The 13,201-nt window shown below is 63.8% G+C and carries 7 protein-coding genes; 5 read left to right on the top strand and 2 right to left on the bottom strand.

The genetic code is table 11. From position 1 onward, the window contains the following. The first annotated feature begins 154 nt into the window (after nucleotides 1-154). The 5 genes from A3CW_RS0103155 to A3CW_RS0103135 all read left to right on the top strand — a co-directional run bounded on the left by A3CW_RS0103155 (nucleotide 155) and on the right by A3CW_RS0103135 (nucleotide 11,853). Nucleotides 155-1,780, top strand: coding sequence for an MFS transporter (locus A3CW_RS0103155; RefSeq protein ID WP_028202271.1), 1,626 nt, complete (start codon nucleotides 155-157; stop codon nucleotides 1,778-1,780). Between the two features lie 12 nt (nucleotides 1,781-1,792). Then, complete coding sequence (locus tag A3CW_RS0103150) at nucleotides 1,793-2,881, top strand: HlyD family secretion protein (RefSeq protein WP_028202270.1); 1,089 nt, start codon at nucleotides 1,793-1,795, stop codon at nucleotides 2,879-2,881. After that, complete coding sequence (locus tag A3CW_RS0103145; RefSeq protein WP_028202269.1) at nucleotides 2,878-4,410, top strand: efflux transporter outer membrane subunit; 1,533 nt, start codon at nucleotides 2,878-2,880, stop codon at nucleotides 4,408-4,410. The genes A3CW_RS0103150 and A3CW_RS0103145 overlap by 4 nt, the downstream gene beginning before the upstream one ends. 145 nt (nucleotides 4,411-4,555) lie before the next feature. Next, the gene (locus tag A3CW_RS0103140; RefSeq protein ID WP_035512247.1) at nucleotides 4,556-10,066 is read left to right on the top strand and encodes a trifunctional serine/threonine-protein kinase/ATP-binding protein/sensor histidine kinase; all 5,511 of its coding nucleotides are present in this window, start codon (nucleotides 4,556-4,558) and stop codon (nucleotides 10,064-10,066) included. A gap of 269 nt (nucleotides 10,067-10,335) precedes the next feature. Next, complete coding sequence (locus A3CW_RS0103135) at nucleotides 10,336-11,853, top strand: CoA-acylating methylmalonate-semialdehyde dehydrogenase (RefSeq protein WP_028202267.1); 1,518 nt, start codon at nucleotides 10,336-10,338, stop codon at nucleotides 11,851-11,853. 105 nt (nucleotides 11,854-11,958) lie between these two features. Here the strand turns inward: A3CW_RS0103135 and A3CW_RS0103130 are convergent, their stop codons facing one another. Together A3CW_RS0103130 and A3CW_RS45045 are read right to left on the bottom strand one after the other, a co-directional pair. Beyond that, nucleotides 11,959-12,348, bottom strand: coding sequence for a nuclear transport factor 2 family protein (locus A3CW_RS0103130; RefSeq protein WP_028202266.1), 390 nt, complete (start codon nucleotides 12,346-12,348; stop codon nucleotides 11,959-11,961). After that, a complete protein-coding gene (locus A3CW_RS45045) occupies nucleotides 12,326-13,081 on the bottom strand; it encodes an LLM class flavin-dependent oxidoreductase (protein WP_035512246.1) in 756 nt (251 codons plus the stop codon). The genes A3CW_RS0103130 and A3CW_RS45045 overlap by 23 nt, the downstream gene beginning before the upstream one ends. Nucleotides 13,082-13,201: the final 120 nt, after the last annotated feature.

Here is a 13,201-nt window from a genome sequence, read left to right as displayed (position 1 = left end):
GACAATAAAGCCGTCAGTGAACAGCAACAATGCGCGGCGAAGCCGATGGTGTGGTCATCGCATCGCTTGAGGACGCAGGGCACTGAATGGCCTCACAGTGAAATAGCCACATCAAACAGTACAGCTAACGAAACCCGAGAAGTTGCCGATCCCCATGACAACTGCGAACCCTTTGACGACTGGAACGGAAGCGGCGACGGCCCCGCAGGCGCTGGAGCCACGACCGGTACGCGAAGCCGCGGCGCCGGCGCAGCCTGGCCCCGCGCAAGTGGCGTTCACGGGACGCATTGTCGTGGGCCTGCTCGGCATGTTGTTCGCTTCGTTGCTGGCCATCCTCAACGAACAGGTTACCGCGGCGGCGATGGCCGATATCCAGGGCGCGTTCCTGATCGGGCATGACGACGGGACGTGGCTCACGTCGCTCTTCGAAGCCGCCAACGTCGCGACGATGGTATTCGCACCCTGGTTCGGCATCACCTTTACGCTCAAGCGCTTCACGATCGGCGCTGTGCTCGCCACGATGTTGTTCGGATTGCTGTGCCCGTTTGCGCCGAATCTGGCGACGCTCTACCTCTTGCGTATCTTCCAGGGAATCGCGGGCGGCTGTCTGCCCCCCATGCTGATCATCGTGGCGCTGCGTTATCTGCCGCCAGAATTCAAGCTGTATGGGCTCGCCGGCTACGCGCTCACGGCGACCTTCGGACCGGCGCTCGGCACACCGCTCGCCGCGTTGTGGACGGAGTTCGTGAGCTGGCGCATGGCGTTCTGGCAAATCATTCCGCTCGGCGTGCTGTGCTGTATCGCGATTCAGCAGGGGCTGCCCGACGATCCGGTCAAGCTCGAGCGCTTTCGTACGTTCAACTGGATCGGGTTGATGACGGGTTTCCCCGCGTTTGCCATGCTCGTGACCGGGTTCTTGCAAGGCGACCGGCTCGACTGGTTCGAATCGGACTTTATCCGCGTGATGCTTGGCGGCGGCGCGCTGCTGCTCGTGGTCTTCCTCGTCAACGAGTGGTTTCAGCCCGTGCCCTTCTTCAAGCTGCAGTTACTCGAGCGCAGAAATTTCACGCATGGACTCTCGACCTTGCTCGGCACTGTGATCCTGCTGGTGGGCGTCGCGGCGATACCCGGGCAGTTTCTCGCCAAAGTTCACGCCTACCGGCCGCTGCAGACGGCGCCGCTCTCGCTGTTGCTTGCCGTTCCGCTGCTGATTACGCTCCCTTTGACGGCGGCGCTATTGAACACGCGGCGCGCCGATCATCGCTGGGTGATCGCGATCGGCCTGTCGCTGATGTTCACGACGTGCGCACTCGGTAGTTTCATGACGTCCGAGTGGATTCGCGACAACTTCTATGTGCTGCAGGCGCTGCAGATCATCGCGCAGCCCATGGTGATCATGTCGATCCTCATGGGCGTCACGACGGGGCTGCCGCCCACGGAAGGCCCGTTTGCTTCGGCCATGTTCAATACGGTCAAGACGTTCGCCGCCGCCATCGCGACCGGTCTGATCGAGGGGGTGGGCACCGCGCGCGAACATTTCCATTCGAGCATGCTCGTCGACCAGCTGGGCAACCGTGCGCTGGTGGCAGGCCCCGGCCTCGATACCCCCTACGCGCTGGGGCAACTCGCGCACCGTATTCACGAGCAGGCCGTCGTGCTGACTTCCGCCGATCTCTATCGGGTGATGGCGTGCGTTGCGCTCGTTCTGCTTCTTCTTGTTCCGGTGCTGCCGGTGCGGATCTATCCGCCGTGGAGCACTACGCCGCCCGCTTCGAAATGAGGTCCGTTTTCCATGTCATCGACTAAACCCACCCCCACACCGTCCAGGCTGAAATGGCTTCGCATTGCGGCAGTCGTCGCCGTTGTCGGCGTTGCTGCGTGGGGCGGCACGAAGCTCCTGTCTCACTCCAGTTCGGAATCCACGAACGACGCCTACGTCACCGCGGATTTCACGCTCGTCGCGCCGCGAGTCGCGGGGCAGATCACGGACGTGCTGGTGAATGACAACGAGGACGTGAAGGCCGGTCAGCTGCTGGTGCGCATCGACGACCGCGACTATCGCGCCGCGTTGATGAGCGCCGAGGCGGAGGTGGTGGGCGCGAAGGCGTCGGTGGCGAACTTCGAAGCGGAGATTGCGCGCCAGCCCTCGCTCGTCGATCAGGCGCGCGCCACGCTGCGCGCCGACGATGCGTCGATCGGCTTCGCGCGGGCCAACGCGGCGCGCTACCAGAATCTTTCCACGGCGGGTGCGGGGACCGCGCAGGAGCAGCAACAGGCTTCGAGCACGCTCGCCGAGCAACTCGCGCAGCAGTCGCACGATCAGGCGGTGCTCACGGCCACCCAGCAAAACCTGGACGTCCTGCGCACCGAGCGCGACAAGGCCGCCGGTGCACTTCAACACGCCGAAGCGGTGCGCGAACAGGCGAAGCTCAACCTCTCCTATACGGAAATCCGCGCGCCGGTCGACGGCAAGGTGGGACGCCGCTCGGCGCGGGTCGGCGCATTCGTGACGCCCGGCGCCCCTGTGCTGGCCATCGTTCCGCTTTCGGATGCGTATGTCGTCGCCAATTTTCAGGAGAGCCAGATCACGCATATGCGGCCCGGCGAAAGTGTGCGCGTGACGGTCGACAGCCTTCCCGGCGTGGTGATCCGTGGCCGCATCGACAGCCTCGCGCCGGCGACCGGCGTGAGCTTCGCGCCGATCGCACCCGACAACGCAACCGGGAACTTTACGAAGGTGGTGCAGCGCGTGCCCGTCAAGATCACGATCGATCGCGGGCAGCCTGCTGCAGCGGCATTGAGCGTTGGGCTCTCGGTGGAAGCCGAAGTGGCCGTTGGCCGGGGCGAACAAGCGTCGGCCGAGGGAGCGGAAAGCAAATGAACACGAGCAACTATGCTATCCGCGCGATCTTTCTCGCGGTTCTCGCATGCCCGGCGTTCCTGACAATAGCCGGTTGCACGGTGGGTCCCAACTTCGAACCGCCAAAGTCGCCGACGCCGGAGGTCTTCAACCGCACGCAGACGGCGCAGGCGCCGAGCAAAGCCGTGGAAGGCCAGTTTGGTCCGGAATGGTGGACGCTGTTCAACGATCCGGTATTGAACGGCCTGGAAAAGCAACTCGCCGACGCAAACCTGGACGTGGCGGCGGCCTCCGCGCGCCTGCTGCAGAGCCGCGCCGAGCGCCGCGTGGCGGGCGCAGCCGAGTATCCGACGCTCGACGGCGCCGCATCGTATAACCGCGAACGCGGCAGCGAGAACGGCATCCTCTCGCTGCTCGGCGTGACGCCGACGCAAAGTCAGCCGCAGTCGGCCTCCGGCAGCGCGCCTCTCGGCGTGGCGGCCATGCCGGGCTCCAAGGGGTCGCCCGCCTATAACCTGTATCAGGCCGGCTTCGATGCTTCATGGGAGGTCGATATCTGGGGTCGCGTGCGACGCAGCGTGGAAGCGGCGACGGCGCTGTCCCAAGCCTCGTATGAGGACCGCAACGCGGTCTTGCTGAGCGCGCGCGCGGAGCTTGCGCGAGACTATATCGAGTTGCGCGACACGCAGGAACTCCTGCAGATCGCGCATCAAAACCTGGACATCGCCAACGACGCGCTGAAGCTCACGCAGGTGCGCGCGCATGAAGGCGTGACCACGGACCTCGATGTCTCGAACGCTTCGGCGCAGGTGGAGAATATCGAAAGCCTGATTCCCACGCTCGAATCGCACTCCGAAACGACGATCAATGCAATCGGCCTGCTGCTCGGCGAGGAGCCAGGCGCGCTGCGCCAAACGCTCGCTGCAACGCAGGAGGTGCCCGTGCTGCCCGCGCAGGTGCCGATCGGCTTTCCTTCCGAACTCGTGCAGCGCCGGCCCGATATCCGCAAGGCAGAAGCGGACCTGCACGCGGCGACGGCGTCGATCGGCGTGGCGAAGGCCGATTTTTATCCGCGCATCATGCTCAATGGAAGCGCGGGCTTTCAGAGTCTTCAGCTTTCGAGTCTGGCCAGTTGGGCGTCCGGGCAGTTTGTCGTTGGCCCTTCCATTACGTTTCCCATCTTCGAAGGCGGCCGCCTGAAAGGCACGCTCCAGCTGCGTGAGGCGCAGCAGCAGGAGGCGGCGATTGCCTACAAGGAGACGGTGCTGCGCGCGTGGCAGGAGGTGGACGATGCGCTCGTCACCTATGACGCCGAACAGCGCCGCCGCGACCGGCTGGCCCAGGCCGTGATCATGAACGAGCGCGCGCTCTCGGTCGCGAAGGAGCGGTACAAGGCGGGGGCGCTCGATTATCTCGACGTGTTGAACGTGCAGAAGCAGCTGCTCGAAGCGCAAAGCAATCTCGAGCAAAGCCGAGCCACGGCGGCCACGAATCTCATTACGCTTTGTAAAGCGCTGGGAGGCGGATGGGAGTCGACGTATGGCGGGTAATCTTTAGCCCGAATGCCCACCTGTCATGCCCACCTTCATTGTTCAGGACAATCGATGACGGTGCGCCGCTCGCCATGGCGTAAAGACAGGCGCGCGTGCAAAATCATTTCCGGATGAAGATCGCATCATGACAGGAGCTTCCGTCATGGATCTCGCTGGATATGAGCTGGAGCCGCTGCGCGACGACGGCGACTTTTCACTGTATCGCGCCCGCAAACGCAGCCATCCCGTCTCGGTGCTCGCGCTGGTCGCCACGCGGGCGGACCCGGTGGGCGTGAAGCGCCTCGAGCGCGAATACGGACTCGCCGCCCTGCTCGATTCCAGCTGGGCGGCGCGGCCGCTTGCGCTCTACCGGCACAGAGAGCCGCCCATGCTCGTGCTCGACGACGACGGCGGCGAACCCCTCGATCGCACGCTTGCGGGGCCGTTCGAACTCGCGCGCCTGTTGCGCATTGCGGTCAATCTGGCGAAGGTGGTTGGCCACGTGCATCGATGCGGCCTCGTTCACAAAGACATCAAGCCAGCGAATGTGCTCGTCGACCGCAGCGGCAACGTGCGGCTCACCGGCTTCGGTATCGCTTCGCAACTGCCGCACGAACATCAGCCGCCCGCGCCGCCCGAGATCGTGGCCGGCAGCTTTGCGTATATGGCGCCCGAGCAGACCGGCCGCATGAACCGTTCGATCGACACGCGCAGCGATCTCTATTCGTTCGGCGTCACGCTGTATGAGATGCTCACCGGGTCGCTGCCGTTCAAGGCTTCGGACGCAATGGAGTGGATTCATTGCCATATCGCGCGCAAGCCCACGCCACCCCGGGCGCGCCGCGACGCGATTCCGCAGGCGCTCGAGGGCATCGTGCTGAAGCTGCTCGCGAAGGCCGCCGAGGACCGCTATCAGACTGCGGCGGGACTCGAGGCCGATCTGCGCTCGTGCCTCGCGGCATGGCAAGCGCACCATCGCATCGACCCATTCCCGCTGGGGGAGCACGACGCGTCCGACCAGTTGCTGATTCCCGAGAAGCTGTACGGACGCGAGGCGCAAATCGAAGCACTGACCAGCGCGTTCGATCGCGTGGTCGGCAACGGGTCGGTCGAACTGGTGCTGATCTCGGGCTATCCGGGCATCGGCAAGTCGTCGGTCGTGAACGAGTTGCACAGGGTGCTGGTCCCGCCGCGCGGTCTCTTCGCTTCCGGCAAGTTCGACCAGTACCGGCGCGGCATTCCGTACGTGCCTTTCGCGCAGGCCTTCCAGACCCTCGTGCGCAACCTGCTGAGCATGCGGGAGGCTGAGGTCGAGCCGTGGCGGCGCGCACTGATGGACGCACTCGGGCCCAACGGGCAACTGATCGTGAATCTGATCCCTGAGCTTGCGCTCATCATCGGCGAGCAGCCGGCTGCGCCGACGCTGCCGCCGCAAGACGCGCAAAATCGCTTCCAGATCGTATTTCGACGCTTTCTCGGCGTATTTGCGCGGCCGGAGCACCCGCTCGCCTTGTTTATCGACGATCTGCAATGGGTCGATACGGCGACGCTCGACCTGCTCGCGCATCTCGCCATGCATCCGGACGTGCGGGACGTTCTGCTGGTGGGCGCCTATCGGGACAACGAGGTCGACGCTACCCACCCATTCGCGCGCACGCTCGAGTCGATTGCCCGCACCGAAGGCAAAGTGCAGCAAATCGAGCTTGCGCCGCTCACGAGGGACAACGTGACGCAACTCGTGGCGGATGCGCTGCACTGTGACCGCGCGAGCGTCGCACCGCTGGCGCAACTGGCGCATGAGAAAAGCGGCGGCAATCCGTTCTTCACGATCCAGTTTCTGACCGCGCTCGCCGATGAAGACCTGCTCGCTTTCGATCCGCGCGCCGCGAAGTGGGGCTGGGAACTGCCGCGCATTCGCGCGAAGGGCTACACCGAGAACGTCGCCGATTTAATGGCGGCGAAGTTGAGCCGGCTGCCGCCCGCGGCGCGCGACGCATTGGGCCAGTTGGCGTGCCTTGGCAACGTTGCGGAAGTCGCCGCGCTGACCTGGGTTCAGGGCGGCTCCGAAGAGAAGATGCACGCGGACCTGTGGGAAGCCGTGCGAACGGGCCTGGTCTTTCGCGAGGCCAATGTCTATGAATTCGCGCACGATCGCGTGCAGGAGGCCGCGTACGCGCTCATTCCGGCCAACGAACGGGCTGCCGCGCACCTGCGGATCGGCCGGGCGCTGGTGTCGCGCACGCCGCCGGACGCGCTCGAAGAGGCGATTTTCGACATCGTGAACCATCTCAATCGCGGCGCGGCGCTGATCGTGGACGAAACGGAACGTGAGCAGGCGGTTGCCGTGAATCTCGTCGCGGGCAGGCGGGCCATGCGTTCGACGGCCTATGTGGCCGCACTGGGCTATTTCGCGCAAGGCGTGGCCTTGCTGTCGCCCGCCGCGTGGACGCTGCGCTACGAGAGCACGTTCGAACTCTATCTCGCGTTTTCGGAGTGCGAATATCTGGTGGGCGACTTTGCAAAAGCAGATGCCCTGGCGGACATGATGCTCGCCACGGCGCGCTCCAGTCTCGATCGCGCCAAGGTCTACAGCTTGCGCATCGAGTTGTATCAGCTTGCCGGAAGATACGACGAAAGCTTCGCGGTCGCGCTCGTTGCGCTGCGCGGCTTCGATATCCACTTTCCTGAAACCGATGAGGCGATTCAGGCGGCGTTCCATGCCGCCCTGCACGACGTTCGCGTCAATCAGGCGGGCCGTTCCATCGGCGAACTCGTCGAGGCGCCGGTGGCGACGGACCCCGCGATCCACGCGATCGTCAATCTGCTCCTGCAGGCGATGAACTGCGCGTTTGCCGCGCGGCCCGCGTTTTATCCGCTCGTCACGCTCGAGGCGGTCAATCTCTCCTTGCAGCACGGCATGACCGATAACTCGAGTTTTGCGTTCGGCAATTACGCGCTCATGCTGGTTTCGCTGATCGGCGATATTCCCACGGCGGTTCAGGTGTCGGAGATGTCACTGAAGCTGAACGAGAGATTCGGCAATCGGCACTTGAATGGAAAGCTGCTTCATCTGTATGGCGCCCACGTCAATTTCTGGCGCCGCCACATCGCCGCGAATCTCCCGGTGCTGGAACGGGCGACAGCCGAGTGCATGGAAGTGGGCGATTTCGTTTTTGCCGGCAACGTGGCGTTCAATGCCGTCTGGCAGTCGCTCGAGAGCGGGGCCGCGCTCGAAGACGTGCAGGCGATTGCCGAAAAGTACGCGGCGCTCATGCGGCAGAGCCACAACGACGCGGTCTACGAACTGATTCGGGTCGAACGGCAATGCGTCATCAGTCTGCGGGGCAGGACGGCCAAACCGTTCGATCTGAATGACGAGACGTTCGACGAAGCCGCCTGTTTCGAGGCGATCGTCAAGTCGAATTTCGGTTGCGCCATTGGCGTCTATCGAATCATCAAGGTCATGCTCGCGTTTCTCGATGGCCGCTATGTCGACGCGCTGGCGGCAGTGCAGCAGGCGCAGGCCGTGCTGAGTTCGGTGATGGCGCTGGCGATCGAACCGACCTTTCACTTTTTTCATATGCTCACCTTGACGGCGCTTTATCCCGAGTCCTCTCCCGAGCAGCAGGAAATTGACAAACGCCTGCTCGCAGAGACACTCGAGAAGTTTGAAACGTGGGCCGGACATTGTCCGGAGAACTATCAGAACCGCTATGCGTTGCTCAGCGCGGAACTCGCGCGTCTGGAGGGGCGCGAACTCGACGCCATGCGCCTGTACGAGGAGGCGATTCGCTGCGCTCGCGAGAATGGCTTTGCGCATCACGAAGGCATGGCCAGCGAACTGGCCGGCCGTTTCTATTTGCGCATGGGCCTCGCGACGAGCGCCGAAGGTCATTTGCGCAATGCGCGCCGGTGTTTCGGCGCCTGGGGCGCGCAAAGCAAGATCGTGCAGCTCGACAGCGAATTCCCGCGCCTGGCCGATCTGGAAGGGAGCACGCTGACGTCGACGCTCAGCTTCGACTGGCGCCAGTTCGACGCAGCAACGCTGCTCAAGGCCTCTCACGCGCTCTCCAGTGAGATCGAACTGAAGCGCCTGGTCGAGCGCCTGATGACGATCGCGCTGGAAACCGCAGGCGCGGACCGTGGTCTGCTGATCGTGCCCGAGCAGCCGGACGGCTACCGCATCGAGGCGGAAGCGCGTATCGACGGTAACGGGATCGAGGTGAAGCGCTTGCCGGACACCGGCACGGCCACGCCCGCGGCGCTGCTGCGTTACGTCATGCACACGGGCAAGCGCGTCATCATCGACGATGCCGGGACGTCCAGTCTCTTTCCCGAAGACGGGTATCTGGCGAGCGGCGCCACGCGGTCCGTATTCTGCCTGCCGCTGGTCAGGCAGGGCAAACTCAGTGGGCTGCTGTATCTGGAGAACACCGAGGCTTCCCATGTGTTCACCGCACGCCGCTCGGCACTGCTCGACTTGCTCGCCTCGCAGGCCGCCATATCTCTGGAGAATACGCGCCTGTATGCCGATCTTCAGGAACGCGAAGCAAAGGTCCGGCGCCTGGTGGACTCCAATATCATCGGCATTCACATCTGGGACTTCGAAGGGAATGTCGTCGACGCCAACGATGCATTTCTGCGCATTGTGGGTTACACCGCGGCAGATCTGCGATCCGGGCAGATTCGCTGGCCCGACCTGACTCCGCCCGAATGGCATGAGCGCGACGAGCGGGTGAAGGCGGAATTGCAGGCCACGGGTAGCGCCAAACCGTTCGAGAAGGAATATTTTCGCAAGGACGGCAGCCGCGTGTCCGTCATGGTTGGTGCAGCGGCGTTTGGCGACCGCGCGGGGCAGGGCGTCGCGTTCATACTCGACCTGACCGACCAGAAGCGCGCGCAACAGGACGTGCAAGACAGCGAACGACGCTACCGCGAACTCCAGACGGTGCTGGCGCATTCGAACCGCGTGGCGACGATGGGGCAGCTATCGGCGTCGATCGCGCATGAAGTGAAGCAGCCGATCACCGCCATCGCGGCGTACGCGAGTGCGGCCTTGCGTTGGCTCGCGGCGCGCCCGCCGAATTTCGACGAAGCGCGTCTCGCGCTCACCCGCATCGTCGCGGACAGCGACCGCGCCAACGGCATTGTCGACAGGACCCGTGCCTACTTCAAGAAAGAGCCGCTGCGCACCGACGGGCTCGATGTCAACGACATGATTCGGGAACTGATCGCGCTCGTGCGCGGCGAAGCCAGCAAGTCCGGGGTCGAACTCACGGTGCAACTCGCCGAGGGGTTGCCACGCGTTCAGGGCGACCGGGTGCAATTGCAGCAGGTCATGCTCAATCTGATGATCAACGCCATCGAGGCAATGAGCGAACTGAAAGCCGGCGAGCGCACGCTACTGATCCGAACCGGCAGGACCGACGAAAACGAACTTTGCATTACCGTGCAGGATTCCGGACCGGGACTCGCCGCCGGCAATCTCGAGGGCGTATTCGAGGCCTTTTTCACGACCAAGCCCGACGGTTTGGGCATGGGGCTACCCATCTGTCGATCGATCGTGCAGAGCCACGGCGGGCGCTTGTGGGTGACGCCGAACGTCCCCGTTGGCGCCCGCTTCCATTTCACGCTTCCCGCACAAGGTAACGCCTCGCTGCCAGCGCGTAGTTAGCGCCGCCCCGCCAAGTCATACGACCCTTCAGATCGCCTCGATTTCCGCGTTGTCGCCATGGCCGGAAACGCGCCGGGAATGTCCCCAAACCGTCGCAGCTAGCCCCTCGGCCAGGAGCCGCAAAACGTAGACTGTTCTCGTCGGCGGTCAATGACTGCCGGTCCTGGCGGGGAGTCGTGGAGATACCCGGCCACTTGACTTGACGCGCGCTGCAATGCGGACTCTCTTCGATCCGCGCGCAGCGCCCAAACCCCCTAAAGGAAGGACGTATGAGCGAAGCAAACCAGGGCGCGGTGCGCCAACTGAAACATTTCATCGACGGTCAAAACACCGCTGGCGTGAGCGGCCGGTTCAACGACGTCTACGATCCCGCGCAGGGCCGCATTACGGCGCGCGTGCCGGTTGCGAATCCCGATGAGGTTGCCGCCGCCGTCGCGGCCGCGAAAACCGCGTTTGCAGCCTGGAGCGAAACCCCGCCGCTCAAGCGCGCGCGCTTGATGTTCAAGTTCAAGGAACTGCTCGAGGCGCACCTGGACGAGGTTGCCGAACTCATTACGCGCGACCACGGCAAGCTCTTCTCGGACGCCAAGGGCGAGGTGATGCGCGGCATCGAGATCGTCGAATTCGCGTGCGGCATTCCGAACCTGCTCAAGACCGATTTTACCGACCAAAGCAGCAGCGGCGTCGACAGCTGGAATTTGCGTCAGCCCGTGGGCGTGATTGCGGGCGTCACACCGTTCAATTTTCCGGTGGTGGTGCCGTGCTGGATGTTCGTCATGGCCGCCGCGACCGGCAACACATTCATCCTCAAGCCCTCGGAGCGCACGCCGTCGTCGTCGATCCGGCTGGCGGAACTCTTCATCGAGGCGGGCTTTCCCAAAGGTGTGTTCAACGTGGTGAACGGCGACAAGGGCACCGTCGATGCGCTGATTCAGCATCCCGACGTGGCCGCGATGTCCGTCGTCGCCTCCACTCCGGTGGCCGAATATATCTACGCCGAAGGCGCCAAACGCGGCAAGCGTGTGCAGGCGTTGGGCAGTGCGAAGAATCATCTCGTCGTCATGCCCGACGCGAATCTCGATCAAGCCGTCGATGCGCTGATCAATTCGGCGTATGGCTCGGCGGGCGAGCGCTGCATGGCGACCTCGGTCGCGGTGGCGGTAGGCAGCATTGGCGACGAACTGATCGAGCGTCTCGCGCCGCGCGTGCGTGCGCTGCGCATCGGCGCGGGCATGGAGCCCGATCTGGACATGGGGCCGCTCATCAGCGCCGCGCATCGCACCAAGGTGCTGGGTTATATCGATGCGGGCGTCGCCGCTGGCGCGAAGCTCGTGGTGGACGGGCGCGGCCATACCGTGGCCGGGCACGAAGAGGGCTTCTTCCTCGGCGGCTCGCTCTTCGACGACGTGAAGCCGGATATGAAGATCTATCGGGAAGAGATTTTCGGGCCGGTGCTTTCGGTGGTGCGCGTGCCGGATCTCGCCAGCGCAATCGAGCTTGTCAACGCGCACGAACTCGGCAATTGCGTCACCTTGTTCACGGCCGATGGCGCCGCGGCACGCACGTTTACCCGGCAGATTCAGATCGGCATGGTGGGCATCAACGTGCCGAGTCCGGTTCCGTCGGCTTGGCATTCGTTCGGGGGCTGGAAGCGCTCGCTGTTCGGCGATCATCACGCTTACGGCGAGGAAGCCGTGCGCTTCTACACGCGCTACAAGAGCGTGACGCAGCGCTGGCCCGACAGCATCGACAAGGGCGCGGAATTCGCCATGCCCGCGTCGAAATAAGGTAAGCGCGGCGTGAAAACGCCGCGCGTTTGAAGATAGCCGGCGCGGGTATGGCCGGCTATCAGTCGCTTTTCAGCTTGCGTAATCGATGTTTCGAAGCGGATGTTAGCTGGTCGTGATCTTCTGTACCCACTGGCTGCGCCAGGCGGGCGCTTCAAAGGATTCCGAAAAGTATTGGGTCTCGTGAACGACCTTGCCGTCACGGAATTCCATGATGCTCACGGTGAAAGCGGATCGCCCCTGGTACGCGATGGTGTATTCGGTCACCCAGAGATTGCCTTCGCCCTGCAGGCGTCTGATTTCGAAACCGGACGGCTTGCCGGGATGATGTCCGCGCAGGGCCTGCAAATTCCTGCGCCCGAGGATGCGTTCACCGGATTGCGGGTAATCGCAGATGGCGTCGTCGGCGTAGATGTCGTGTTCGGCTTCGAGATCGCCGGCCGCCGACGCCTGCCAGTGCGCATTCAGCGCGTCACGTATGTTCGCGTGTTGCATGAAAAACCTCCGGGATAAAGTACGGCAGCACTTCGCTGTGCAATTCGTCCAGTACATCCGCATACGGGCGCGGCGTGACTTTCGGATTCAGCGCGACGTGGCTGACACCCGCTTCGCGTGCCTGCTCGAGGAAATGCCTGAGCGAACGGCTGCCGATAGCGAAGCCGCCCTTGATGGCGCGGAACGGGTAATCGGGCCGCGGGTGCAGATAGAGGTAGCCGCCAAAGGCAATCGGCTTGAAGGCTTCGCGGCCCATCGACTGGGCGACCTGCTCTTTCCAGCTCTGCGCGAACGCATCGAGCGCGGCGGGGCCGGGCACGAAGCCGAGGTAGCCGTCCATGTGCGCCGCGATCCATTCGAGACTCTGCTGTGCCCTGCCGACGGCAATGGCCGGCGTACGTCCATAAGGCGGCTTGGGCAACATGTCGAGCGTGCCGCCCGATTTGCCGAAGCGCGGCGAGGAGAACACCGGAAAGGGCTGCTCGCTGACCGTGCGGTAAGTCTCGAAGGCGTCGCGAAACCGCTCGCCACGCGTATCGAAGTCGATGCCGAAGACAGGATACTCGGAAGGTCGATCTCCCGAAGACATCCCTAATAGCAGCCTTCCATTCGTCAACTGGTCGAGCGAATTCACCTGCTTGGCCAGCAAAAGCGGCTCGCGCATCGGCAAGACGATGCCGGTCGTGCCGAGCGCGATCTCGCTCGTCACTGCCGCGAGGCTCGCGATATACATCGCCGACCTTGCGGCTGACGGTCGCCAGCGGCTGGCCGAGCTGCCGGGCCGCGGCTGACAAACTGCCTGCATCGACGACTGCGATCAGGATGGCCATCCCTTCGAGACGGTCCATGATCT

Source organism: Paraburkholderia nodosa DSM 21604, from assembly GCF_000519185.1.
GTDB classification, from domain to species: domain Bacteria; phylum Pseudomonadota; class Gammaproteobacteria; order Burkholderiales; family Burkholderiaceae; genus Paraburkholderia; species Paraburkholderia nodosa.
Note: the sequence above shows the minus strand (reverse complement) of the source record. Positions and strands in the feature narration are given on the sequence as shown.

Bases quoted from the DNA above. Each gene is read 5' to 3' on its own strand.
- A3CW_RS0103135 (WP_028202267.1), top strand. From the start codon at position 10,336: ATGAGCGAAGCAAACCAGGGCGCGGTGCGCCAACTGAAACATTTCATC.
- A3CW_RS0103140 (WP_035512247.1), top strand. From the start codon at position 4,556: ATGGATCTCGCTGGATATGAGCTGGAGCCGCTGCGCGACGACGGCGAC.
- A3CW_RS45045 (WP_035512246.1), bottom strand. From the start codon at position 13,081: ATGTATATCGCGAGCCTCGCGGCAGTGACGAGCGAGATCGCGCTCGGC.
- A3CW_RS0103150 (WP_028202270.1), top strand. From the start codon at position 1,793: ATGTCATCGACTAAACCCACCCCCACACCGTCCAGGCTGAAATGGCTT.
- A3CW_RS0103130 (WP_028202266.1), bottom strand. From the start codon at position 12,348: ATGCAACACGCGAACATACGTGACGCGCTGAATGCGCACTGGCAGGCG.
- A3CW_RS0103145 (WP_028202269.1), top strand. From the start codon at position 2,878: ATGAACACGAGCAACTATGCTATCCGCGCGATCTTTCTCGCGGTTCTC.
- A3CW_RS0103155 (WP_028202271.1), top strand. From the start codon at position 155: ATGACAACTGCGAACCCTTTGACGACTGGAACGGAAGCGGCGACGGCC.